The sequence below is a fragment of the Marinomonas sp. AWM4_232 genome (assembly GCF_056158325.1).
On record NZ_JBSWTA010000001.1, the window covers coordinates 1512326 to 1536524 of the forward strand.

The window sequence follows — 24199 nt, forward strand, 5'->3', positions numbered from 1 at the left end:
CGCATCAATATAGTAGACATTAGGCTAATAGTGCACTTTCTGTGCCGTGTTTGTATTGAACCGCCTGAATATAACCCATATAATGCGTCGGATTTTAAATTTGATCACATTGTGTGCTTATTTCGATGCGTCACAATGGTGCGTCAAGCTAGGGGAAAGAATGGCTCATAGCAAACCGCTCAAGGCGAGTGCTTTATTAGCCGCCAAAAAACGTGCCGTGTTTCGCTTTATTGCAACACAATTAGTGTTAGTTTTTTGTCTTAGCGTTGGAATTTTTGGCATTTATGATGGTCTACACGCGTACTCATTTTTAGCGGGTGCTCTGGCTAGCATAATTCCAAGTTTATACATGGCGTGGCGTGTGTTTGGCCACTCCGGGACTCGCCCAGCCAAAGATGTGGTGAAGTCATTTTATCGAGGTGAAGCAGGCAAGTTGGTGCTCACGGCAATACTGTTATCGGCCGTGTTTATTTTTATTAAGCCCATTGCCCCCGGCGCACTATTTGCCGGCTTCGGTATCGCAATTTTGAGCCATTGGCTCAGCCCACTGCTGTTAAAGTACTGACCGCAGAAGGGAAACGGTTTTAATCATTGAAAAAGTGTGGATGTAAATATGGCAAGTGAAAATCTCACAGCGTCAAGCTACATACAGCACCACCTTCAGAATTTGACCTTTGGTCAACATCCTGATGGTTCGTGGGGCATTGCCCACGGTGCTGAAGAAGCTGCGGCAATGGGGTTCTGGGCGATTCACCTGGACACGATGTTGTTCTCGATCGGCCTAGGTATCCTATTCCTATGGTTATTCCGTAAAGCAGCGAAGAAAGTATCGGTAGATACACCTTCTGGTCTTCAGAACTTCGTTGAGCTAATGGTGGAATTCGTTGACAAGAGTGTCAAAGAAACATTCCACGGTAAAAACAAAGTCATCGCGCCTTTGGCACTGACGATCTTTGTTTGGGTCTTCTTGATGAACCTTATGGACTTGGTACCGGTAGACTTTTTGCCGCACCTAGCATCATTGCTAGGCGTACCATACTTCCGTGTGGTTCCGACTACAGATTTGAACGCAACTCTTGGTATGTCGATCTCTGTCTTTGTTTTGATTGTTTACTACAGCATCAAAGTAAAAGGCCTAGGCGGCTTCGTTGGAGAGTTGACTTTACAGCCTTTCGGCAAATGGATGATGCCTTTCAACCTACTGTTGGAAGGGGTTGGTCTTCTTGCTAAGCCAGTTTCTCTAGCGTTACGACTTTTCGGTAACTTGTACGCTGGTGAATTGATCTTCATCTTGATCGCGATCTTGCCATGGGGCATTCAATGGGCTCTGTCTGTGCCTTGGGCGATCTTCCACATTCTAGTAATCGTACTGCAAGCATTCATCTTCATGATGCTGACCATCGTTTACTTGAGTATGGCGCACGAAGATCACTAAGATCGCGTTGTAATAACGATTTTTTAAACCTTGAAATCTTAAAAACTGTGAAAATTAGGAGTTAAAATGGAAACTGTAGTTGGTCTAACCGCTGTTGCTGTAGCCCTTCTTATCGGTCTAGGTGCCCTAGGTACTGCGATTGGTTTTGGTCTACTTGGTGGTAAATTCTTGGAAGGCGCTGCGCGTCAACCAGAAATGGTTCCAATGCTTCAGGTTAAAATGTTCATCGTAGCGGGTCTTCTTGACGCCGTAACAATGATCGGTGTTGGTATTGCATTGTTCTTCACTTTCGCAAACCCATTCATTGCTCAGGTTGCTGGCTAATATTTCGCTTTGACGAAAAGTGAATTATTAATTTTGAACGACTAGAGCGAGGATATTTGCGTGAATATTAATCTCACACTAATAGGCCAAGCTATCTCGTTTGCGATTTTTGTGTGGTTCTGCATGAAGTTTGTGTGGCCACCAGTGATTGCTGCGCTCGAAGAGCGTAGCAAGAAAATCGCGGACGGTTTGGAAGCAGCTAACCGCGCCTCACGTGACCTAGAGCTAGCTCAAGAAAAAGCTACTCAAACGCTACGTGAAAGCAAGGAACAAGCGGCCGAGATTATTGAACAAGCCAACAAACGTGCTAACCAAATCATTGATGAAGCGAAAGAGCAAGCGCTAGCAGACGGCAAACGCCTACGTGATGCAGCTCAAGCAGAGATTGAACAAGATGTTGTACGTGCTAAAGAAGCACTACGTACTCAAGTTTCAGCTCTAGCTCTTACCGGTGCAGAGAAGATTTTGGGCGCCAGCGTTGACGAAAAAGCACACAGCGAGATCGTTGAACAACTCGCCAAAGAGCTATAAGCGAGGGTCCTATGGCTGAATTAAAAACAGTCGCGCGACCATACGCCAAAGCCGCTTTTGAAGTCGCTCGTGAGCAAGGCCAAGTAGCTGAGTGGGCCAATATGCTAAGCATATTGGCTACTGCTACAGAAGAAGCCAAGCTAAACGAAGCGCTTCAGAACCCAGCTTTTAGTGCGCAAGAGAAGGCAACAGCTCTAGCGGAAGTGTGCAACGAAGTAGTCACTGAGCAAGGCAAGGCTTACTTGTTAGGTCTTGCTGAGAATAAGCGTCTAACGCTTCTTCCAGCGATTTCTGAGTTATTTGAGCAGTTCAAACTGAACTACGAAAAAGCAGTTGATGTGGTTGTCACATCCGCTTTTGCGTTATCAGCAGAACAAGAGCAAACACTGGCCGCTTCACTGAGTAAAAAATTGGACCGTAACGTCAATTTAAGCAGTGAAACAGACGCAAGCCTTATTGGTGGCGTGGTAATCCGTACCGGTGATTTAATCATCGACGGTTCAGTACGCGGAAAACTGGCGAAACTGGCCGAAGCGATAAACTCCTAAGGTTTCATCTGTGAAACCAGGGTTGAGGAATTTAGCATGCAGCAACTGAATCCATCTGAGATCAGCGAGATCATTAAGAAGCGCATCGAGTCACTTGATGTGTCTTCAGATGCCCAGAATGAGGGCACAATTGTCAGCGTTGCAGACGGTATCGTATTGATCCACGGTCTAGCTGACGTAATGTACGGGGAAATGATTGAATTCCCTGGTGGTGTCTATGGTATGGCATTGAACCTAGAGCGTGACTCTGTAGGTGCCGTAGTACTAGGTAACTACCAAGACCTTGTAGAAGGTCAAAAAGCAAAATGTACTGGTCGTATCCTTGAAGTACCAGTAGGTCCTGAGCTACTTGGTCGCGTTGTTGACGCACTAGGTAACCCAGTAGACGGTAAAGGCCCAGTAGAAGCGAAAATGACTGATGCAGTTGAAAAAGTTGCACCAGGCGTAATCGCTCGTCAAGGCGTTGATCAGCCAGTTCAAACTGGTTACAAAGCGATTGACTCAATGGTGCCAATCGGCCGTGGTCAGCGTGAGTTGATCATCGGTGACCGTCAGATCGGTAAAACCGCTCTAGCAATCGACACTATCATTGCTCAGAAAAGCTCTGGCATTAAGTGTGTGTACGTTGCGATCGGTCAGAAACAATCTACTATCGCTAACGTAGTACGTAAGCTTGAAGAAAACGGCGCAATGGAATACACCACTGTTGTCGTAGCGGGTGCCGCTGATCCTGCAGCAATGCAGTTCTTGGCTCCATACTCTGGCTGTACTATGGGCGAATACTTCCGTGACCGCGGTGAAGACGCATTGATCGTATTTGATGACTTGACGAAACAAGCTTGGGCTTACCGTCAAATCTCATTGCTACTACGTCGTCCACCAGGCCGTGAAGCCTACCCAGGTGACGTTTTCTACTTGCACTCTCGTCTACTAGAGCGTGCGTCTCGCGTAAGCGCAGAATACGTAGAGAAATTCACTAACGGTGAAGTTAAAGGTCAAACAGGTTCTTTGACTGCTCTACCTATCATCGAGACTCAAGGTGGTGACGTATCTGCGTTCGTACCAACGAACGTAATCTCTATCACTGACGGTCAGATCTTCCTAGAAACTAGCTCATTCAACGCCGGTATCCGTCCTGCGATGAACGCTGGTATCTCGGTATCTCGTGTAGGTGGTGCAGCGCAGACTAAGATCATCAAGAAGCTAGGTGGTGGTATCCGTCTTGCTCTAGCTCAGTACCGTGAATTGGCGGCATTCGCTCAGTTCGCTTCTGACCTTGATGATGCGACTCGTAAGCAACTTGAGCACGGTAAGCAAGTAACTGAATTGATGAAACAAGCTCAGTTCAGTCCAATGTCAGTAGGTGACATGGGCGTAATTCTTTACGCTGCCAACGAAGGCTACCTTGCAGATGTTGATACAAGCAAAATTGCTAGCTTTGAAAAAGCATTGTTGAGCTACATGAACAGCGAACACAGTGCGATGATGCAAGACATCAACAAGTCTGGTAATTACAACGACGAAATCGCTGGTACATTTAAGTCAGCGATTGAGAAGTTTAAAGCGACACAAACTTGGTAATGACTTGGTGGCTGGCGTGCCAGCCACCAATCATCTCTGCAGTTTGTGAATTAACATTCTCACAAGGGCAGGTCTAATATGGCAGTCGGAAAAGAGATACGCGCTCAGATTGGGAGCATTAACAATACGCGAAAAATTACCCGCGCAATGGAAAAAGTTGCTGCGAGTAAAACGCGTAAGGCTCAGGATCGTATGGCCTCTTCTCGTCCGTATGCAGATCGTATTCGTCAAGTGATTGGTCACTTGGCTAACGCGAATCCTGAGTATAAGCACCGTTACCTAACCGAGCGTGAAATCAAGCGAGTTGGTTACGTCATCGTATCCAGTGACCGTGGTTTGTGTGGTGGCTTGAACGTAAACGCGTTTAAAGCTGCGATCAAAGACATGAAGCAATACGTTGAAGCAGGGGTTGAAATTGAGATCTGTGCTGTTGGCTCAAAAGCTGTGTCTTTCTTCAAAAACTACGGTGGTAATGTAGCTGCGGCAGTAACTGGCCTAGGTGATGCGCCTGAAGCGTCACGTTTGGTTGGTAGTGTTAAAGTTATGTTGGATGCGTTTGATGAAGGTCGCATCGACCGTCTAGTTATGGTGTCTAACGAGTTCGTTAACACAATGACTCAGAAACCAAATGTCGAGCAACTTTTGCCGCTACAAGCAGAAGAAAATGCAGAACTGAAACACCACTGGGACTACTTGTACGAACCCGATGCAGTCGAGATCCTAAACGATCTTTTGGTTCGTTACATCGAATCTCAGGTGTACCAGGCCGTTGTTGAAAACATTGCGTGTGAACAAGCCGCTCGAATGCTGGCTATGAAGAACGCAACCGACAACGCGGGCAACATCATTGATGAGTTGCAGTTGGTATACAACAAGGCACGTCAGGCAGCCATTACTCAGGAAATTTCTGAGATTGTTGGCGGCGCGGCAGCGGTTTAAGGTATCAAGGTATTAAGAGGATCCGAACATGAGTAGCGGACAAATCGTACAGATTATCGGCGCGGTAATCGACGTGGAATTCCCACGCGACAATGTGCCAAAAGTATACGACGCCCTCACTATCGAGGGTAAAGAGCTGGTGTTGGAAGTTCAACAACAGCTAGGCGACGGTATCGTACGTACTATCGCCATGGGTTCTACAGAAGGTCTTAAGCGTAATCTAGAAGTTCAAAACACTGGTAAGCCTGTGTCTGTGCCTGTTGGTACAAAAACTCTAGGTCGTATCATGGACGTTCTAGGTAACCCGATCGATGAGAAAGGCGCAATTGGTGAAGAAGAGCGTTGGTCTATCCACCGTGAAGCTCCATCTTACGCTGATCAATCATCAGGTAACGAACTTCTAGAAACGGGGATCAAGGTAATCGACCTTGTTTGTCCTTTCGCGAAAGGTGGTAAAGTTGGTCTGTTTGGTGGTGCCGGTGTAGGTAAAACCGTAAACATGATGGAGCTTATCCGTAACATCGCGATCGAGCACAGCGGTTACTCTGTATTCGCAGGTGTAGGTGAGCGTACTCGTGAGGGTAACGACTTCTACCACGAGATGACTGACTCGAACGTAATCGACAAAGTATCTCTAGTATACGGGCAGATGAACGAGCCACCAGGTAACCGTCTACGTGTAGCACTAACTGGTCTTACAATGGCGGAAAAATTCCGTGATGAAGGCCGTGACGTACTATTCTTCGTCGACAACATCTACCGTTACACACTAGCGGGTACTGAAGTATCAGCACTTCTAGGTCGTATGCCTTCTGCGGTAGGTTACCAGCCAACTCTTGCAGAAGAGATGGGTGTACTTCAAGAGCGTATCACGTCGACTAAGACTGGTTCGATCACGTCTATCCAAGCGGTATACGTACCTGCGGATGACTTGACTGACCCATCTCCAGCGACAACGTTCTCGCACTTGGATGCAACAGTTGTATTGTCTCGTGACATCGCTGCGCTAGGTATCTACCCAGCAATCGACCCACTAGACTCTACTTCTCGTCAGCTTGATCCACTAGTAATCGGTCAAGAGCACTACGATGTAGCACGTGGCGTACAAACAGTACTTCAGCGTTACAAAGAGCTTAAAGACATCATCGCGATCCTAGGTATGGACGAGCTATCTGAAGAAGATAAGCAGACAGTAAACCGTGCTCGTAAGATCCAGCGTTTCTTGTCTCAGCCTTTCTTCGTTGCGGAAGTATTCACTGGTGCTCCAGGTAAATACGTTTCTTTGAAAGACACTATCCGTGGCTTCCAAGGCATCCTAAACGGCGAATTCGACGAGCTTCCAGAGCAAGCGTTCTACATGATCGGTAGCATCGAAGAAGCGGTTGAGAAAGCTAAGAAACTTTAATCCACGCAGTGTCAGCGAGTTACGGCTCGCTGGCAACGCCTGACTTGAAAGAGGCAACTTATGGCTATCACGGTACAATGCGATATCGTAAGCGCTGAACAAGAGATCTTCTCAGGTTCTGTTGAGACTCTTGTGGCTGCAGGTAGTTATGGCGATCTAGGTATCTACCCAGGTCACGCGCCTTTGTTGACTACGTTGCAACCAGGCCCTGTTCGTGTGATTAAGCAAAACGGTGAACAAGAAGTTATCTTCGTTTCTGGCGGCTTCCTAGAAGTTCAGCCACACCGTGTAACTGTCTTAGCAGATACCGCTATTCGCGCGGACGATCTTGATGAGGCAGCAGCACTTGAAGCTCAGAAACACGCTCAAGATCTGTTGAATCAGCAACAATCTGATTTGGACTACAGCCGTGCAACGGCTGAATTGGCGGAAGCCGTAGCTCGTCTACGTACTATCCAACAATACCGTCACGTAAAATAATCGCGACGCTTCAGTCCTAAAAAGCAGCCATTGGCTGCTTTTTTTATGCCTGCCGTTTTTGATAATCCTTTTAATGGTCACATTATATGTGAGTATTTGGAGTACATTGACCAAACTTGGAAGGATTTATGCATTCCAATTAACCCGCAAGTTAATTAAGTAAAAGGGAGTTTTAATGAGCCGTACCATTTTATGTGACATCGTAAGTGCCGAGCGTACTCTGTTTTCCAGTCCCGTACGCTATATAGTCGTCGCAGCGGAGCTTGGCGAGGTTGGTGTCTTCCCAGGTCATGCACCGCTTCTCACCATGTTAAAAGCTGGCAGTGCGCGTTTGGTAAAAGAAGATGGCAGTGAGGACATGATCTTTATTTCAGGTGGCTTTATGGAAGTGCAGCCCCACAAAGTCATTTTATTGGCGGACTTTGCGGAACGTGCGGGTGAGCTGGATATGGAAGAAGCACTGGCTGCTAAGCTGCATGCAGAGGAGCATTTAGGCTCTTCGAGTAATGACCTAGACCATACTCGAGCTTTGAAAGAGTTGAACGAAGCAACGGCACGTATTAAAGCGATTGAGCAAAGTCGTAAAATAGGACACTTTGTCGACAAAAAATAAACAAAATCCAAAAATTAGCCTTTAGTATTAGATTTTTTGGCTAATATTTAGTCTATATTTGATTCTGACGTTTCAGATTGTCAACAATCTGAGTTTGGCAAAGAATAAACATAAAAGGTCTGCCTGCATGTCATATCAAATAGAATATCAACTAGCCTGCGCCGAGCCAGAGGTGTTTTGGCGTGAAAAAGCTCAAGCCTTGGAATGGTTTAAATTCCCGAAAACAGTATTATCTCAGGACGAACAGGGCATGGATCGATGGTTTGCCGATGGCGAGTTAAATACTTGCTACTTAGCGCTCGATTACCATGTGGCGAATGGCCGTGCCGAGCAAGCGGCTCTAATCTACGACTCTCCCGTCACCGATACGAAGAAGACTTACAGCTACCAAGAACTACTTAATGAAGTATCTTTGTTTGCTGGTGCGCTGAAACAGCAAGGTGTCGAAAAAGGCGATACCGTTGTTATCTACATGCCCATGATCCCCCAAGCTTTAATCGCCATGCTGGCTGTCGCTCGTCTGGGTGCTATACATTCCGTGGTATTTGGTGGTTTTGCTGCTCATGAGCTTGCGGTCCGTATCGACGATGCCAAGCCTAAAGTCATCGTCACCGCGTCTTGTGGCATCGAAATTTGTCGTGTCATCGCCTATAAGCCATTACTTGACGAAGCTCTTAAACAAGCTGATCACACGCCAAACGCTTGTATTGTTTATCAGCGAGAACAACAACTTGCAAAGCTTAAAGAAGGTCGAGATATTGACTGGAGCGATGCGGTGAGCGAGGCAACCCCGACTGACTGTACCCCTGTAAAAGCCACAGATCCGCTCTATATCCTCTATACCTCTGGTACGACAGGTAAGCCAAAAGGTGTGGTGCGTGATAACGGTGGCCATGCCGTAGCACTCAATTATTCTATGCAAGCCATCTACAACATGAGTCCAGGAGAAGTTTTCTGGGCGGCATCCGATGTGGGTTGGGTAGTGGGGCATTCTTACATTGTCTACGGTCCGCTGATTTATGGTTGCACGACATTGATGTACGAAGGCAAGCCGATTATGACGCCCAATGCGGGGGAGTTCTGGCGTGTCTGTAAAGAGTATGATGTAAAAACTCTGTTCGCCGCGCCAACCGCCTTTCGTGCCATTCGTAAAGAAGATCCCAACGCAGAACTGCTCAACAAAGAAGACCTTGCTGGCCTTCGAGTAATCTTTATGGCGGGCGAGCGTCTAGATCCACCCACTTATGAGTGGACCAAAGCGGTGACTGGTAAGTGCATTGTTGATCACTGGTGGCAAACAGAAACCGGCTGGGCGATCTGCGCGAACCCGATCGGCCTTGAAATGAAAATCGCCAAACCAGGCTCTTCGACAGTGCCTTCTCCTGGTTTTCAAGTTCAGGTACTGGATGACCAAGGGGAGCCTTTACCGCCGATGGAGCAGGGCAGCATTGCGCTAAAGCGTCCGCTACCACCAAGCTGCTTACCAACCATTTGGGGCGATATGGAGCGCTTTAAATCTGGCTACTTAGAAGCTTATCCAGGTTACTACACTTCGGGCGATGGCGGTTATATTGATGAAGACGGCTATGTCTTTATTATGGGGCGCACCGACGATGTGATTAATGTGGCAGGCCATCGTTTATCAACCGGCGAAATGGAAGAAGTGGTAGCCATGCACGATGCCGTTGCAGAGTGCTGTGTTATCGGGATTAACGACGACCTCAAAGGGCAGTTACCGTTAGGTTTGGTACTTTTGAAAAATGGTTACGAGGATCAAGCAGACAGTATCCAAGAAGAGTTGGTAGCCTTAGTGCGCCAAGAAATCGGTGCTTTAGCTTGCTTCAAAATCGCTATGGTGGTGCCGCGTTTACCGAAAACCCGCTCCGGTAAAATCCTACGTAAGCTATTGCGCCAGATCGCCTCCGGTGAAGAGTTCACTATCCCATCGACGATTGACGACCCCAACAGCATCTATGATATCCAAGAGCTGATGGCTGAACGGGGCTTAATCGTCGACCAGCTCGCTGGCTGAAAAAAAAGCGCTTTTTAAGCAAGCCAACATGGCCTAGCCATGTTATTCCACTGTTGCCCGAGTGAATGCTCGGGCTTTTTTAAGGTTCTTTACAACAAACGCCATAAGGTATCGAAAATAATCTGCTGGGCTTTGGCAATATCGTTTGATTCCAATACCACGGCAGAAGGGAAGTTATCTCGCGCTAGAGAAATGATGGCACACTTCGGCGGATAGATAGCGATATAGCTGGCGTCGACACTGTCTTCGGTTTTGATCCACTTACGCTCCGATAGCTCAGCGTCTTCACCACCGTCCCCAAGCGCAATAACTTTTACTTTGATGCCCAGCTTAATACGCTGCTTGGTGTATGTTGGAAAGGGGCGATATAGATAAGGACGGATCGGTTTCGAGGAAAATACGCTGTATTCCTTATGGTCTTGCTGAGACACCACGTTTAAAATATCGCGCAATACCCATTCGATGCCATCATCGCCTTCATAGTAACGTACATCGGTATGATGGAAAGTCGGCTGGGACTGCACCAAGCTTGGAATAATAGTGTGCTTGAGCGAGTCGATGGTTTTCTCGATGTTTTGCTTACGCTCTTCGGCGAGATTAAGCAAAATCTCAGGGTTCTCCGCCATAAAGAAACGGCGTTTACCTTTCGGAAAATAGCTGACGACCCCTTTGCTTTGCAGCTGCTTCAACGACTCGTAGGCAGAACCGCGGTTGACCCCGGCTTGCTCGGCGATATCACGAATCGAAGCTGGCCCCAATTTCAGCAAGGTTTGATAAAGAATGGTCTCACGTTCGGTAAGGCCAAGTTGTTCTAAGACTTGATGCAGCATAAACCCTAATTAATCGTATAGATGTAGAACCCACCCAAAAGAGTGGTGAAGTGTAGACCTCAGTGTGTGCTCGCCTAGATATGACAGCACCGCCCTACGGACGTCCATGTCCGCGAAGGGCGGACACGCCCATCCTTGGGCGTTGTGCTTGCCATATCTAGACTCTGCCTAACTAAGCCAACATTCTGCCTCATTGGTGAGATTCTGCAAGGAGTTCAAGAGTGAGTGATGATCAGCGTTTTGGCGGTATTAGCCGCCTTTACGGTCAAACAGCCTATGAGTTTTTCCAGCAAGCCCACGTTTGTGTGATTGGTATTGGTGGGGTTGGCTCATGGTGCGCGGAAGCGTTAGCACGCTCTGGCATTGGTCAGATCACCTTGATCGATATGGACGATGTTTGTGTCACCAACATCAACCGCCAAATTCATGCGCTAGATGGCACCATTGGTAAAGCCAAAGTGGACGCGATGGCAGAGCGTATTAAGTTGATCAACCCAAACTGCCAAGTAAACTGCGTGGAAGACTTTATCACCACGGATAACGTGCCTGAGCTCTTGAATCAGCCGTTTGACTACATCATTGATGCGATTGATAGCTTAAAGCCAAAAGCCGCTATGATCGCCTGGTGTAAGCGCAATAAGCGTAAGCTGATTACCGTCGGTGGCGCGGGTGGTCAGATCGACCCAACTAAAGTACAGATCGCGGATTTATCTCGTACCGAGCAAGACCCGCTGGCAGCTAAGCTGCGTAACTTCTTACGTCGAAACTATAACTTCCCGCGCGATACCAAAAAACGCTTCGAAATCGAATGTGTGTACTCATTGGAGCAACTGAAATACCCACAGACAGACGGTACAGTGTGCGAAACCCGTGAGAAAGGGGATACAGAAACCAAGATGAACTGCGAAACGGGCTTTGGCTCCAGCACCGTCGTCACCGCCACCTTTGGTTTTGTTGCAGTAGGGCGAGTGTTAGAGAAGCTTGCACTTAAAGCGAATCAATCCTAAGCAATTTTTTACAAGAGCGTTCTCTACTAAGCTGGTAGTGTGGCACTAACACCACTCTACCTTGGAGGCTGGATGCACGCCAACGAATACTGCAATGTTTCTACTAGCCAAACTTTAGGCGGATTGGAAATGATTGAAGCGCAGTTTACCGAGACGGTCTTCGGTAAACATGCCCACGCAGGTTTTGTGATCTCCGTGGTGGATGCGGGTGTAATGCATTTTAGTCATCGTGGCGCGAGCCATAACGCCTTGCCGGGGCAGCTTTCAGTCGTGGCACCAGATGAGCTACACACGGGCTCTAAGGGTAAAGGAGAAGGCTGGCGTTATCGTGCGTTGTATCCGTCTGAAGAGCGTATGAGCTCATTAAACCAATCCTTGTTCGGTGCTTATCAAGCGCCGCATTTTCGTCAAAGTGTCATCAGCGATGGGCGTTTAAGTCTACAAATGCAGAGCTTGCTAGATAAGATCCGTCATAATGCGAGTGCATTAGAGATCGAAGAACAGTGGGAATTGCTACTGGTGAACTTGTTATTACAAGAAAGCCAACACAGCAGTATGCCGACATTCAGCAAAGCACAATCGAATATCGAGTTCGTGCGAGACCTTTTAGCAGATTGCTATCAGCAAAAGCTTTCTCTAGAGGTTGTTGCAGAGCAGGCTGGTATCAGTAAGTTTCATTTAATCAAAGAGTTCAAACGCTGCTATCAGCTAACGCCTCATCAATACCAAATCCAACAGCGCTTAAACCACGCCAGAGCACAACTTAAACGCGGTATCAGTGCGGTTGATGTGGCCCTGAATTGCGGCTTTCACGATCAAAGTCACTTCAGCAAGGCCTTTGTCAGTGCCATGGGAATTTCACCAAGCGCTTACCAACAGCAATTTTTTACAAGATAAGATTGTGTGACCGACTTACTCTAACGGTCTTAATTGATCAACGGGAGCATTATGGAAAGCCAATTAGCCTTTTTAGCCGTTTGTTTGGCGTCTGCTGCCTCCCCAGGCCCTGGCGGTTTAGCGGTGGTGAGCAACAGTATTAATCATAATCTTCGTCGGACTTTGCCTGTGATCTTTGGTATTGCGACAGGGCTCATATTGGCCTCGGTATTGGCGAATACTTGGTTACTGGCGGTGATTCATTCCAGTGAAATGGCGTTTCAGGTAATGACCTGGTTATGCAGCGCTTACATTGCTTATTTAGGATGTAAGGCGCTGTATTATGCCAAAAGTGAAATAACCATTGCCGCACAGGGTTACAGCTTTAAAAATGGCGTACTGATTTCATTATTGAACCCGAAAACCTTAGTATTCTTCGGGGCGCTCTTTCCAATGTTTATTCCCTCAAATGAGCATTTCGCGGCATGTGCGGTTATGCTCACCATCGAGCTGGTAGTGATTACCTTGATCATTCATGTATTGACATCATTGGCGATTGATAAGGTGTCTCATCTATTGAAACACCATATCGTACTTATTAATCGAATTACGGGATTGTTATTTATCGGACTTGGAGTCAGTGGTTTTATGCTTCAGAAATAAAGTAGTAGAGATTAGAAAATAAAAAAATACCGTAATAAAAATAATGATTAAAGCCCACTCTAAAAAATTTAGGTTATATAAATAGCCTGTAGGCAAGCCTATAGCTAAGCCAAAATAATATGAATAAATAACTTTTTGAGAGTGCTCAGGCTTATTTTCGCCAAAGATATAATGCCTCTCATTATAAGCTCTTTTTAAGCTATATATAGAAATTGCTAGAAACAAGGCTAAAGTTAAAAAATTCATTACTTCAAACATCTGATACCCTTAATATCCCTTTCTGTATCAGCTCTTTTATAGCTCTTGACTTATCATGCTCGGCATTATGATATAAAAGTGTTGCCATGATGGTTACGTAAGAAATATGCGAATAAGTTAAAATCACGGTGCCTTTGAATAAATAATTACATGCAATTTCAATAGGATAGAAAAGATAGATTCTCCGTGAAAAACTTGTTCGCATCTTCCCATAGCAACGGGTGAAAAAGCCTATTAATCGCAACTAAATTTATATAGCTTAGCTTCCCCTCTGGAGATCCTAGAAGGATAAGGCTCTACGGCACACTTCTGATAGCCTTTACGCTCTAGTTGCTTAACTAGGAGATAAGGGGCCGTGTAAGCTAATGCCAGAGATGCAATAAACCAATATATAATCATTTTCGCAGCATATTTTTTTATGAATACCGGATACTTTCGATGTATTCCAGAGTACTCAATAAAGCAGAATAACCAAAATTCCGACATCAAGAATAAGAAGAATATTCCGCTATCAAACTCTATCTGGCTTTCATGATTTTGCGTAGCAATTATTACCCTAAAAAATTCATAAAAAGGAAAGAGTGCAGCAGGTATAGATATGCATATTAAGAAAATAAAAATACACTTCGCTAATTTAAGGGGCATCAGTATCCTCTTACAGAGCAAGGCCCAAATAAGCACGGAATATACTGTGGGTTCCGCTCTAAAAAGTTAAGGTTTCTATTAATATCAGATTTTATCTCTCGTAAGCTTATACCCATTCTCGCGTATGCTTTAATAAGAGCATTTGTAGCACCAATATGCTTATCAATTTCCTCAAGTACCAGTCCTGTAATAATACCAACAGCAACCGCAGCTATTAAAGGGCCAGCCGCAATGGATCCAACGATAGCTGCAGATCCTACCGCACAGCCAGCAACGGCAGCAGCAATAGAGCTAATGCCTAACTTAACTAAATCTCCTGTAACAGTACCTAATAGATCTGATAATGTTGCTGTATCTCTAATAAGGTAGTCAAAAACCTCTATTCCTACGAAAAGAATTGCAGTGACAACAGTCCCTCCTTTTACAGACGTAGTTATTCCTTTAGGGCCAATTGCCATTCTTACTACTTTGGGATTATCGATTAGGTAACGAGTACCAGTAAATACCTCTCTGTTGCCCGCATAACCCCGAAAAACAACGTACTTTTTTCCATCAGCATATTGCTTAATTACTACTTTTTCTGCTTTAAATCCAAATTCTTCTATAAGATTTTTGACAGTTTTTGTGTCCATTAATGGCGCAACATACCCTGATCCAGTTTTTATTCTATTTTGGTTTCTAGTGTATGCTTCTAAAAGTATGTCTAGTGATATAACTTGGATTACCTGCTCTTGTCTTTTTAGCTCTGTTACTAGTTGGTCATCTAATCTCATTTTTTATACCTTCCTTGTTATTTACATTTAGCATCACTGTTGGATCTAGTGAGCCAAGCATTTGCTGTTTTAATATTTCTAGCGACATAAATGCCACGGCAGAAGAAGTACCCCAGCAACTGTTGTGAATAGCGATGCCCGCTCTCAGCTGCAATTTGATACCACTCTATAGATTTGTTGTCATCTTTAATGCCATGTATGCCAAAATCATAGCTTTTTGCTACTTTGTATTGTGATGTGATGTTACCGATTTCTGCTTCCCTTATTAAAGATTCGAGCAGCGTTCTAGGATCTATGGTTTCAGTACTATTGCCATCTGTAGCCACGTAATAAATATCAGAAAATGAGCTGTATGAGGAGCTTTCGGATTTTCTTTGCCAATCCATAGCTTTTAGAAGATCTTTTTTCACACCTTCGCCGTTTGCATACATACTTCCAATTTCAAACATTGCCTCAGAGTTGCCCTCGTTCGCAGCGTGTTTTAGGTACTCTAGCGCTATGTCAGGACTATCGCCCTCCTTTTTTGCAATTAGAGCTAAGTAGTAGTGGGCGTCGCCATTACCTTCCGCTGCTAATTGCGTGAACAGCTCTTTAGAATGAGCTGTTTGTCCAGAGAAAAATAGCTCAGTAGCCAGAGCTATTTTTGAATAGTCATTCGCTAATAAAAGTGATGAGAAAAGAGTTAAAGATGAGATAAAGATAGATAATAAGAGCTTTTTTTTTGTATAGATCATTATATATCAGTCCTTTGATCTTGAGATTTTGATTCGCAGAATAATAAAAATTAATCAAAAATAGTAGTACAAAACCTACTCTTTACCCATTACTTACATTAAGAAAAAGCAAGTATGTGGTTATTTTATTTTCATGGTGTTTTTAAATAAGATCCACTCGACTTTAGATCGCTTTATTATCAGTTTTGAATCTGCTGTAAAATACCCAACACACCATTGGTACGAGAGCTGGTGAGGTAGCTGGAAAGGTTAAACTGGTTTAGCTCTGCGGCTAAGTCCATGGTTTGTAGTTCGGCTTTGCTGTGGCCATTTACTAAGCTCAGGATGACCATAAGAACACCGCGCATCAGTTTGGCGTCGCTGTCCGCTTGGAAGGTACAAACACCGTTTTCTTGGCGCTCAATCAGCCAGATGGCGCTTTCACAGCCTTTTACCTTATTCTCTTCAGTTTTGTCTGCATCCGTTAGGCGCTCAAGCTGTTTGCTAAGGCTCACTAACTCTTTGAAGGTGGCTTCTTTGCTGGTGCAGGCTTGCAGTCGTGTTTGAATGGCATCGCGGGTTAAATCAGTCATCACCTAGGATCTCAATGGCTTCGAGTAAAACATCACAGAAGCGGCGTGCCTCCGATAGGGTATTGTAACAAGCAAACGACGCTCGTAGGGTGCTGCTCACGCCCAGTTGCGCCATTAATGGGTGGGCACAGTGACTACCAGCACGTACGGCGACCCCTTGGCTATCGAGATAACCGTTTAGGTCTAATGTATGAATGCCCGGTACGCTAAGGGAGACCACGGTGGTGTCTGCCGCCGGTGAATAGATTTCAATCGAGGTATTAAACTTTAGTTCATCATACACATAGCGCGCGAGCTTCTGCTCCCATTCAATCATCGCTGTTCGATCTTGATTAGCTAGAAAATCACAGGCTGCAGTCATACCAATAACACCTTCGATGTTGGGCGTGCCTGCTTCAAGGCGATAGGGCACAACATTGAACTCTGTGCTGTTGTACGTCACATGGCGTACCATTTCGCCGCCCGTCTGCAGGGGTGTCAGCACTTCTAGGGCATGAGGTTTACCATACAGCACGCCAATGCCTGTTGGAGCGTACATTTTATGGCCTGAGAAGACATAGAAGTCGCAATCTAAGTCTTGTACATCGACAGGGTAGTGAGCGACCGCTTGCGCGCCATCGACCAGAGTAAAGGCCTTGACGGCTTTCGCGGCAGCGAGCATTTCTTTGATAGGTGTTTTCACACCAATGGCATTGGAGATCTGAGTGCAGGCAAAAATACGGGTGTGTTCATTAAAATAACGCTCGTATTCAGGCTCCCATTCTCCCTTAGAGGTTAGGGGTAATACTCGCAAACGAGCACCAGTACGAAACGCCAATTGTTGCCACGGCACAAGGTTGGCGTGATGTTCAAGACTGGTGATCAGGATCTCATCGTCGGGCTTTAGACACCATTCCAAACCATAGGCCACCAAGTTAATGGATTCTGTGGTGCCTTTAGTCCAAATGACATGGTCTGAATCCGCCGCATTAATAAAACGCGCAACACGATCACGGGCGTGTTCAAATTGCGCTGTGGCGCGATCACTCAAGTAATGGGCACCACGGTGAACATTGGCGTTACTGGTGGTGTAATAGGCCATTAATGCATCCAGCACAGCCTGTGGTTTTTGCGTGGTGGCGGCATTATCGAGATACACCAACGGGTGATCATTGGCTTCCAACTGTAAAATCGGAAACTGAGCTCGAAGGGTGTTTGCATCAAATGCCATACGCAAGGTTCCACTGCTGTCTAAAAACGGAGCTAAATTGTACCTTAAATTTAGTGAATCTCAGTAATATTGCACGTTACAGCGGTGAAACACTTGTCATTTCAGCGTTATTCGCTAAGGTTCATACAGTTATTTTGATTTTAAAATTAAAGGTACAGAGACCGTGGCGGACTTTCTTTATAAAGGCGTAGTGGATTGGTTTTTACAGCAAATGAGCCAAGGCGAGCTATCGCCTGGTGATAAGATGCCATCCCTACGAAAACTGGCGAAGCAGCTTGAATTAAGCTTGAACACCGTCATTCACGGCTATGATATTTTGGCTGAAGAAGGGTGGATCGAGTCGCGCCCCAAATCGGGCTATTTCGTCTGTCATAAGCCCACGGTCAAACATGCGCACTTATTGGCGGGGGACCGAGCGGTACGTTTTGACGAAGCGTTAAGTAAAAAGCTAGCTTGGTCGGCTTTGTCTCATCGCGCAGCATTAGTAGATCAGAGTGATGACTTTCTTCATCCGAGTGTACGCCAAGGAGAAACCGATTTACCCGTTCTTGGAAAGGGGCATTTGGCAGTAAGGGAAGCCGTTAGTGAGCACTTACGTAAGGTAGCTATTCAGATACACCCATCACAGATTTGGCTGGGTAGATCACCACTCGCCATGTATACCCAAGCAGTGCAAACTCTGACACAAGTAGGGCAGGCGGTGATGGTGATTACGCCGTGTGATCCTCGTTTAACCTCCACCTTAATCAGTTTAGGTCGCGATGTCGTGACTCTGGCCGCTGGCGATCGTGGTGTGGATTTGGATGAAGCGGTACGCTGCCTTCGTGATGACGCGATCAAGATGGTGGTGTTCCCAAGTCAGTTTGGTTTTCCTAGTGGCAGCGAGATTTCAAACCTGAGTTTGCGCCGTTGGTTAGCGATCGTGCAACAGCTTGAGATTCCAGCGATTGAATGGGATATGACGTCCCATTTGAGCTACAAGCCCAGCACATTAATGACCTATAAATCCTTGGATGAGAAAAACCAGATTGTCTACATAGGAGGTGTTGAGTCCAAAGGTGTAGATCGTAATGCGGCTTGGTGTTTGCCGGGTAAGTACCAAGCCTTAGAGGGTGCTTTATTATGTGCCGATCTGGCTTTGAGTGACCCTCAGCAACAAGCTCTGATGGATGCGCTGCAGCCTAATCAGCGCCATTCTCTAATGCGTCGAGCTCGCCAAATCTGGTCAGTGGCTGAGAAGTCGAAAAGCCTTTTAGAGAGCGCCTTGGGAGATACGGTCCGCTTTGCTAACACTAAAGGTGGCTTAACACTTTGGTTGCAACTCGATATCGCACTAACGGAAGCTCAATTGACAACGCTGTTTGCCAAACATCGTCATGGTCTTGTACCTGGTAGCTATTTGTCTGCGCAAGCTGAAGCTAATCATTGGTTAGCGGTCAATGTGACCTATGAAGGTATTGAGAAGCTTGCTGCACAGTTAAGAAGCTGTATTGATGCGGCACATCAAGAGCAAGCAACAGTAGCGAGTGTAGAAACTGATGAGACGACGCCTGAAGCGCTTGATGAAGCACTGAGCGAAACACAAAGTGTTGACGAAGTGATGGAAACGGAAGTTGCTGAAGACTTAGAGCAGGAAGTTGAAACCACTTATCAGGAAAATGAACTCAATGCAGAGACTGAGGCCGCAGAAGACGTCACTGAGGCAAACCAGAAGGAAGAGAGTGGGCAACCTGAGCCGGCGGGCATGCTGCTTGAGCCAAGTGATTTTGCTATAGAAGATGTGATGTTAAAGCAGGAAGATGAAGTGTCGCCTGATAGCGAAGTATCACAGAAGCCTGATGCTGAAGAGAAACCAAAAGAGAATAGCACCAAGACGGTTTATAACCCGATGCTTGATCTCATTAATCACGATTTTGGTTAGTTCGTTAAAGTATGTGAAAGAAGCGGAGGCCGTTAGGCATCCGCTTCTTTCAAGTAGTGTTCTATCTGGGCTTGCATAGGCTTGTGGTCTTGGTAATTGATGGGAATATTTATCAGCTTTTCCCCGATCAATAACGCCAGCGATGGAAATGAGTTCAGTCCAAGATGGCGCGCATTCTCGATTTCTTCTTCCACTAGTCCGTGCTGTTTGATGTAGTCCATGCTCTTGAGAAACCCTGTTCGACTCAGACCAATATGCTCTGCGCAATCGGCTAAGACATCGAGATCGGATGGGTTTTTAGCCTCTAAATAATAGGCTTTCTGGATCGCGTGATACATTTCCATTTCTAGATTTTCATCACGTGCTACGAGACAGGCACGATTGGCTGGGTAGGTTGAACGACGTGGCTCTGTATGACGCCAGAAGTCATAGTTAAATTCTGCACCTAATTCTGACGCAATACGTTGCCAAGTGGCTTCTAGTTTCTGACGCATTTCCATCGGCATGGGCACATCAGAGTCCGGTGCTAAGCCTCCGAGCATGGGTTGAATCGTCAAATCTTCCCGATCGATACGTTTTGCTAGGGCTTTTTGTAAGGCGGTCCATGTTGGGCGAAAGCCCCAACACCAGCTACACATAGGGTCATAGCAGTAAATCAACGTAGCGGTCATGTTTGCTCCAGTTATTCGAGACAATAAAAAAGCCAGCTAGACGACGCCTAGCTGGCTTTTCATTATTAAGCGATTACGACTTAGTTCGCAAGAACCTTCGCAATGGCTTCACAAAGTGGTTCCATATTGTCTTTGGTCATACCTGCTACGCTGATACGGCCTGAGCCAACAATGTAGATACCAAATTCGCTGCGCAGTTGCGCAACTTGATCTGGATTTAGGCCAGAGAAAGAGAACATGCCATTTTGTTGCGAGATGAACGAGAAATCTTGTTCAACGCCTTTCGCGCGCAGTGTGCTAACGAATAGGCTACGCATTTCGTGAATACGTGTACGCATTGCTTGAAGTTCCATTTCCCATAAGCTGCGTAGCTGAGGGTTGGTAAGTACTTCTGTGACCACTGCGGCACCGTGAGAAGGCGGATTCGAGTAGTTTGCTCGAATGCAACGTTTCACTTGTGAGAAAGCTGCGTCTGCGTGTTCTGCTGTTTCACAGATGACGGTAATCGCACCCACACGCTCGTTGTATAAACCAAAGTTTTTCGAGAAAGAGTTTGCGATCAGCATTTCTTGAACTTGATCCAAGAACACTCGTAGGCCTGCTGCGTCTTCTTCTAAGCCTGCACCGAAACCTTGGTAAGCGAAGTCGAACAATGGCAGGAAGCCTTGCTTGCTGCAAAGCTTTGCTAATTGTGCCCACTGTTCTTTCGTTGGATCGATGCCTGTTGGGTTGTGGCAGCAGCCGTGGAACAGTACGACATCACCTTCTGGAACTTGCGATAGGCTGGCTAGCATCGCTTCGAAATCTAGCGATTTAGACGTTGCATCGTAGTAGGCGTAGCTACCGACTTCCAAACCAACAGATTGGAAGATTGCTTGGTGGTTTGCCCACGTTGGGTTGCTGACCCAAACGGTTGCACCAGGCATGTGCTTTTTAATAAATTCAGCCGCGATACGCAACGCGCCAGTACCACCTGGAGATTGTGCCGTGTGAGCACGCTGTTTCGTAATTACATCGTGATCTGCACCGAACAGAAGTTCTTGAACTGCTTGACGGTACGCTTCGGTACCTTCAATGCTCAAGTAGCTTTTGGTTTTCTCGGTTTCTACTAAGCGCTCTTCAGCTTGCTTAACAGATTTTAAAATAGGCGTCGCGCCGAGCTCGTCCTTGTATACACCAACACCCAAGTTAATTTTATTTGGGTGTGGATCGTTACGATAAGCGTCATTTAAGCCGAGAATAGGGTCAGCTGGTGCAACTTGAATGTTTTCGAACATGGTGACTCCCCGCAAGGGTTTTAAGTACTGTTTTTATTATTCGTTAACGTTTAAAAAATCAGCCGTAATGGTACTCCAAGCAGGTCTCTTCCGCTAGAAAAACAACCCTAGATAACGTGTAAAGGTAAACGATTTACATCAATAAATGAGATGTATTGAGTGCACAAAAGACATAGGCCCAATCCGAACAGGGTTGAGCTAAGGTGAAGTGAGCCAGTCTCCCAGAGTGATCTGAGAGACTGTTATGGGTGCAGCGGAGCGGTTTTAATCGTCCCAGCCGTCTGAAATCGCGTGATTGAGACGTTTTTCTTCCAGATAAGCTTCGATGGCTCGACGTGCTTTTAACATCCTTGCACTGTCTTCTTTCTGGTGACGTTCGTTCTCTTCTTTCTTTAAGCTGATAGAAGCGTATAACAAATCAGTTTTAACTTCGGAAACAGTTTCCGCTGGCGTACTCATCATTTTTTCCTCACAGGTCCATTTCGGATGACAGAAATGCACACATCACTGTCATCGACAGGTGAAAAAAGTCAAAATAGACAGACATCAAGACTTCAGTGATATAAAAAACGCAAGCTGGTCAAAAATCAACCTATTTTTTATGAAATTTTTATTGGCGGATACGAATGGATGTTTCTTTTATCCTCGATGCTTTGAACGATAAGCAGCGGGAAGCGGTGGCAGCACCTCTACAAAACAGCCTAGTGTTAGCAGGCGCTGGGTCCGGTAAAACACGAGTATTAGTGCATCGCATTGCTTGGTTGATGCACGCCTACGAAATTTCCCCTTACAGTTTGATGGCCGTGACGTTTACCAATAAAGCAGCGCGGGAAATGCAGGCACGTATCGAGCAGCTGGTTGGCGTACCACCTCAAGGGATGTGGGTGGGCACCTTCCACGGTATTGCTCACCGTTTGCTACGGGCCCATTGGCGCGATGCAGGATTGAAAGAAAGCTTTCAAATCATGGACAGTGATGATCAGCTACGTTTGGTGAAGCGCATTATGCGTGAGTTGAGCATTGATGAAACGCGCTGGCCACCCAAGCAAGTGTGCTGGTTTATCAACGCGCAAAAAGACGAAGGTCGCCGTGCGGCGCATGTGCCGGATAGTCATGATCCGTTTTCCCGTGGTATGCGTGAAATGTATTATCACTACGAAGAAGCCTGTGAGAAAAACGGCTTACTCGATTTTGGTGAATTGCTGCTGCGTGCCCATGAATTGATGCTCACCAATCCAGCGTTACTGAAGCATTACCAACAGCGCTTTGTGCATGTGCTAGTAGACGAGTTTCAAGACACCAACACCATCCAATACGCTTGGTTGCGCTTGATGGTGGGAGAGGAAGGCTCCATTACCGCTGTCGGGGACGATGACCAATCGATCTATGGCTGGCGTGGTGCGAAGATTGAAAACATCCAAAATTTATCCAAACACTTCAAAGACTTACACACGATTCGCCTAGAGCAAAACTACCGCTCAACGGGGCATATCCTAAAAGCCGCCAACGGTTTGATCAGCAACAACGATGATCGCTTGGGTAAAGAGTTGTGGACTGATAGTGGTGAAGGTGAGCCGATTTCGGTATACGCGGGCTTTAACGAGCAAGACGAAGCGCGTTTTATTATCGAGATCATCAAAAAATGGCGTGATGATGGTAACGCATTGAAAGATATGGCGATTCTGTATCGTTCCAATGCTCAATCACGGGTCATAGAGGAATGTCTTGTTAGGGAACAAATTGCTTATCGTATCTACGGTGGGCACAGATTCTATGACCGTTTAGAAATCAAAAATGCTTTGGCCTACGCTCGCTTAGCGATTGATCCAAACGATGACGGTGCGATGGAGCGTGTGATCAACGTACCTACGCGCGGCATTGGCGAGCGTAGTATCGGCACTATCCGTGAGATCGCTCGTGATCAAGGCTGTTCGATGTGGCAAGCTGCCGATCAAATCGTGACGCATAGCCTGATGCCTGCCCGTGCTGCCAATGCCATCAAAGGCTTTATGCAGTTGATTCAAGGCATGGCGACCTCGTTGCAGAACCCTGACCTTGGTCTAGGCGATATTTTCGACCAGATCATCGCTGAGGCGGGTTTGATTCCTTATCACGAAAAGGAAAAAGGTGAGAAGGGCGAAGCCCGTGTAGAAAACTTAAAAGAGTTAGTGAATGCTGCCAGCGGATTTAATTGGCTGGAAACCGATGAAGAATTCAGTTCACCTATGATGGCGTTCTTAGATCAAGCGGTGCTGGATGCGGGCGAAGCTCAAGCAGATGAATACCAAGATTCGGTGCAGCTTATGACCTTGCACTCAGCGAAAGGTCTGGAATTTCCATTGGTATTTATGGCTGGTGTCGAGGAAAACCTCTTCCCAAGTCGTATGTCGTTTGAGGAGCCGGGGCGTCTCGAAGAAGAGCGTCGTCTTTGCTATGTGGGCATCACCCGCGCCATGCAAAAGCTCTACATCACCTACGCGGAGTCACGTCGTTTACACGGCTCAGAGTCATTCAACAGCCCATCGCGCTTTATTCGCGAAATCCCTGAAGAATGTTTGGAAGAAGTCCGCTTACGCTCACAAGTGGCACGTCCTGTATCCATGCAGCGCCCGGACTACTCGGCTTCGATTCAGCGTCAGAACCAAAACATCATGCAAGGTCACACAGTGCCTGAGACCAATGTCTCCATGGGCGACCGAGTGAAGCACCCGATTTTTGGTGAAGGTTTAGTCGTGAACTACGAGGGCCAAGGCCCACAGGCGCGCGTTCAGGTCAACTTTGACGATGCTGGCTCCAAGTGGTTGGTGTTGTCTTTTGCTAAGTTGGAAGTTTTGTAGATTCGGTGATTGATAGTGGGTCATTCACAGTCAGTGG

24 protein-coding genes are annotated in these 24199 nt (G+C 46.3%); 16 read left to right on the top strand and 8 right to left on the bottom strand.

Annotated features, from left to right (window positions below):
* The first annotated feature begins 160 nt into the window (after positions 1-160).
* The 11 genes from ACXAC1_RS07210 to ACXAC1_RS07260 all read left to right on the top strand — a co-directional run bounded on the left by ACXAC1_RS07210 (position 161) and on the right by ACXAC1_RS07260 (position 9888).
* Complete coding sequence (locus ACXAC1_RS07210; protein ID WP_133561567.1) at positions 161-565, top strand: ATP synthase subunit I; 405 nt, start codon at positions 161-163, stop codon at positions 563-565.
* Positions 566-613: 48 nt separating this feature from the next.
* Positions 614-1435: a F0F1 ATP synthase subunit A gene (gene atpB / locus ACXAC1_RS07215; protein WP_133561569.1), complete on the top strand. Its 822-nt coding sequence runs from the start codon at positions 614-616 to the stop codon at positions 1433-1435.
* A 66-nt stretch (positions 1436-1501) separates the two neighbouring features.
* On the top strand, positions 1502-1759 hold the full coding sequence (atpE, locus tag ACXAC1_RS07220; protein ID WP_055462623.1) for a F0F1 ATP synthase subunit C: 258 nt from the start codon (positions 1502-1504) through the stop codon (positions 1757-1759).
* A 60-nt stretch (positions 1760-1819) separates the two neighbouring features.
* Complete coding sequence (locus ACXAC1_RS07225; protein WP_133561571.1) at positions 1820-2290, top strand: F0F1 ATP synthase subunit B; 471 nt, start codon at positions 1820-1822, stop codon at positions 2288-2290.
* 11 nt (positions 2291-2301) lie between these two features.
* The gene (locus tag ACXAC1_RS07230; RefSeq protein ID WP_133561573.1) at positions 2302-2838 is read left to right on the top strand and encodes a F0F1 ATP synthase subunit delta; all 537 of its coding nucleotides are present in this window, start codon (positions 2302-2304) and stop codon (positions 2836-2838) included.
* A gap of 36 nt (positions 2839-2874) precedes the next feature.
* Positions 2875-4419, top strand: coding sequence for a F0F1 ATP synthase subunit alpha (gene atpA / locus ACXAC1_RS07235; protein ID WP_133561575.1), 1545 nt, complete (start codon positions 2875-2877; stop codon positions 4417-4419).
* 78 nt (positions 4420-4497) lie between these two features.
* Positions 4498-5358, top strand: a complete 861-nt coding sequence (atpG, locus tag ACXAC1_RS07240; protein ID WP_133561577.1) for a F0F1 ATP synthase subunit gamma — start codon at positions 4498-4500, stop codon at positions 5356-5358.
* A 28-nt stretch (positions 5359-5386) separates the two neighbouring features.
* Positions 5387-6763, top strand: a complete 1377-nt coding sequence (atpD, locus tag ACXAC1_RS07245) for a F0F1 ATP synthase subunit beta (RefSeq protein ID WP_475060367.1) — start codon at positions 5387-5389, stop codon at positions 6761-6763.
* Between the two features lie 60 nt (positions 6764-6823).
* Positions 6824-7243 (top strand): F0F1 ATP synthase subunit epsilon, encoded by a 420-nt coding sequence (locus ACXAC1_RS07250; protein WP_133561581.1) that lies wholly within the window; start codon positions 6824-6826, stop codon positions 7241-7243.
* Between the two features lie 175 nt (positions 7244-7418).
* On the top strand, positions 7419-7856 hold the full coding sequence (locus ACXAC1_RS07255; protein WP_475060370.1) for a F0F1 ATP synthase subunit epsilon: 438 nt from the start codon (positions 7419-7421) through the stop codon (positions 7854-7856).
* A gap of 94 nt (positions 7857-7950) precedes the next feature.
* Entirely contained in the window at positions 7951-9888 is a 1938-nt protein-coding gene (locus tag ACXAC1_RS07260) for a propionyl-CoA synthetase (protein WP_475060372.1), read from the top strand.
* 89 nt (positions 9889-9977) lie between these two features.
* Here the strand turns inward: ACXAC1_RS07260 and ACXAC1_RS07265 are convergent, their stop codons facing one another.
* Positions 9978-10718: a TrmB family transcriptional regulator gene (locus tag ACXAC1_RS07265; protein WP_475060374.1), complete on the bottom strand. Its 741-nt coding sequence runs from the start codon at positions 10716-10718 to the stop codon at positions 9978-9980.
* 221 nt (positions 10719-10939) lie between these two features.
* Between ACXAC1_RS07265 and tcdA the strand changes: the two genes are divergently transcribed.
* Genes tcdA through ACXAC1_RS07280 form a run of 3 tightly spaced genes read left to right on the top strand, consistent with a single transcriptional unit; the run spans position 10940 to position 13264 of the window.
* Entirely contained in the window at positions 10940-11725 is a 786-nt protein-coding gene (gene tcdA, locus ACXAC1_RS07270; protein ID WP_475060376.1) for a tRNA cyclic N6-threonylcarbamoyladenosine(37) synthase TcdA, read from the top strand.
* Between the two features lie 39 nt (positions 11726-11764).
* The gene (locus tag ACXAC1_RS07275; RefSeq protein ID WP_475060378.1) at positions 11765-12622 is read left to right on the top strand and encodes an AraC family transcriptional regulator; all 858 of its coding nucleotides are present in this window, start codon (positions 11765-11767) and stop codon (positions 12620-12622) included.
* Between the two features lie 51 nt (positions 12623-12673).
* Positions 12674-13264: a LysE family translocator gene (locus ACXAC1_RS07280; RefSeq protein WP_475060381.1), complete on the top strand. Its 591-nt coding sequence runs from the start codon at positions 12674-12676 to the stop codon at positions 13262-13264.
* 902 nt (positions 13265-14166) lie between these two features.
* On the opposite strand, the gene ACXAC1_RS07285 is transcribed toward ACXAC1_RS07280, so the two are convergent.
* From ACXAC1_RS07285 to ACXAC1_RS07300, 4 genes are all read right to left on the bottom strand, one after another.
* Entirely contained in the window at positions 14167-14940 is a 774-nt protein-coding gene (locus ACXAC1_RS07285; protein ID WP_475060383.1) for a hypothetical protein, read from the bottom strand.
* A 17-nt stretch (positions 14941-14957) separates the two neighbouring features.
* Positions 14958-15674, bottom strand: a complete 717-nt coding sequence (locus ACXAC1_RS07290; protein WP_475060385.1) for a tetratricopeptide repeat protein — start codon at positions 15672-15674, stop codon at positions 14958-14960.
* Positions 15675-15853: 179 nt separating this feature from the next.
* Positions 15854-16246, bottom strand: coding sequence for a SufE family protein (locus tag ACXAC1_RS07295; protein WP_475060388.1), 393 nt, complete (start codon positions 16244-16246; stop codon positions 15854-15856).
* Positions 16239-17456, bottom strand: a complete 1218-nt coding sequence (locus tag ACXAC1_RS07300; protein ID WP_475060390.1) for an aminotransferase class V-fold PLP-dependent enzyme — start codon at positions 17454-17456, stop codon at positions 16239-16241. The genes ACXAC1_RS07295 and ACXAC1_RS07300 overlap by 8 nt, the downstream gene beginning before the upstream one ends.
* 163 nt (positions 17457-17619) lie before the next feature.
* Here ACXAC1_RS07300 and ACXAC1_RS07305 point away from each other — a divergent pair, with 163 nt between their 5' ends.
* Positions 17620-19377 (top strand): GntR family transcriptional regulator, encoded by a 1758-nt coding sequence (locus tag ACXAC1_RS07305; RefSeq protein ID WP_475060393.1) that lies wholly within the window; start codon positions 17620-17622, stop codon positions 19375-19377.
* Between the two features lie 32 nt (positions 19378-19409).
* Here ACXAC1_RS07305 and ACXAC1_RS07310 read toward each other — a convergent pair whose 3' ends face one another.
* The 3 genes from ACXAC1_RS07310 to ACXAC1_RS07320 form a co-directional block, all read right to left on the bottom strand.
* A complete protein-coding gene (locus ACXAC1_RS07310) occupies positions 19410-20048 on the bottom strand; it encodes a DsbA family protein (protein ID WP_475060396.1) in 639 nt (212 codons plus the stop codon).
* 80 nt (positions 20049-20128) lie between these two features.
* On the bottom strand, positions 20129-21325 hold the full coding sequence (locus tag ACXAC1_RS07315; RefSeq protein WP_475060399.1) for an amino acid aminotransferase: 1197 nt from the start codon (positions 21323-21325) through the stop codon (positions 20129-20131).
* Positions 21326-21589: 264 nt separating this feature from the next.
* A complete protein-coding gene (locus ACXAC1_RS07320; protein ID WP_475060401.1) occupies positions 21590-21784 on the bottom strand; it encodes a PA3496 family putative envelope integrity protein in 195 nt (64 codons plus the stop codon).
* Between the two features lie 167 nt (positions 21785-21951).
* On the opposite strand from ACXAC1_RS07320, the gene uvrD reads away from it, so the two are divergent.
* The gene (uvrD, locus tag ACXAC1_RS07325; protein ID WP_475060404.1) at positions 21952-24162 is read left to right on the top strand and encodes a DNA helicase II; all 2211 of its coding nucleotides are present in this window, start codon (positions 21952-21954) and stop codon (positions 24160-24162) included.
* The last annotated feature ends 37 nt before the right edge of the window (positions 24163-24199 follow it).

Coding starts and splice junctions, on each gene's coding strand:
- ACXAC1_RS07210 (WP_133561567.1), top strand. CDS start 161: ATGGCTCATAGCAAACCGCTCAAGGCGAGTGCTTTATTAGCCGCCAAA.
- atpB (WP_133561569.1), top strand. CDS start 614: ATGGCAAGTGAAAATCTCACAGCGTCAAGCTACATACAGCACCACCTT.
- atpE (WP_055462623.1), top strand. CDS start 1,502: ATGGAAACTGTAGTTGGTCTAACCGCTGTTGCTGTAGCCCTTCTTATC.
- ACXAC1_RS07230 (WP_133561573.1), top strand. CDS start 2,302: ATGGCTGAATTAAAAACAGTCGCGCGACCATACGCCAAAGCCGCTTTT.
- atpA (WP_133561575.1), top strand. CDS start 2,875: ATGCAGCAACTGAATCCATCTGAGATCAGCGAGATCATTAAGAAGCGC.
- atpG (WP_133561577.1), top strand. CDS start 4,498: ATGGCAGTCGGAAAAGAGATACGCGCTCAGATTGGGAGCATTAACAAT.
- atpD (WP_475060367.1), top strand. CDS start 5,387: ATGAGTAGCGGACAAATCGTACAGATTATCGGCGCGGTAATCGACGTG.
- ACXAC1_RS07250 (WP_133561581.1), top strand. CDS start 6,824: ATGGCTATCACGGTACAATGCGATATCGTAAGCGCTGAACAAGAGATC.
- ACXAC1_RS07255 (WP_475060370.1), top strand. CDS start 7,419: ATGAGCCGTACCATTTTATGTGACATCGTAAGTGCCGAGCGTACTCTG.
- ACXAC1_RS07265 (WP_475060374.1), bottom strand. CDS start 10,718: ATGCTGCATCAAGTCTTAGAACAACTTGGCCTTACCGAACGTGAGACC.
- ACXAC1_RS07280 (WP_475060381.1), top strand. CDS start 12,674: ATGGAAAGCCAATTAGCCTTTTTAGCCGTTTGTTTGGCGTCTGCTGCC.
- ACXAC1_RS07285 (WP_475060383.1), bottom strand. CDS start 14,940: ATGAGATTAGATGACCAACTAGTAACAGAGCTAAAAAGACAAGAGCAG.
- ACXAC1_RS07290 (WP_475060385.1), bottom strand. CDS start 15,674: ATGATCTATACAAAAAAAAAGCTCTTATTATCTATCTTTATCTCATCT.
- ACXAC1_RS07295 (WP_475060388.1), bottom strand. CDS start 16,246: ATGACTGATTTAACCCGCGATGCCATTCAAACACGACTGCAAGCCTGC.
- ACXAC1_RS07300 (WP_475060390.1), bottom strand. CDS start 17,456: ATGGCATTTGATGCAAACACCCTTCGAGCTCAGTTTCCGATTTTACAG.
- ACXAC1_RS07310 (WP_475060396.1), bottom strand. CDS start 20,048: ATGACCGCTACGTTGATTTACTGCTATGACCCTATGTGTAGCTGGTGT.
- ACXAC1_RS07315 (WP_475060399.1), bottom strand. CDS start 21,325: ATGTTCGAAAACATTCAAGTTGCACCAGCTGACCCTATTCTCGGCTTA.
- ACXAC1_RS07320 (WP_475060401.1), bottom strand. CDS start 21,784: ATGAGTACGCCAGCGGAAACTGTTTCCGAAGTTAAAACTGATTTGTTA.
- uvrD (WP_475060404.1), top strand. CDS start 21,952: ATGGATGTTTCTTTTATCCTCGATGCTTTGAACGATAAGCAGCGGGAA.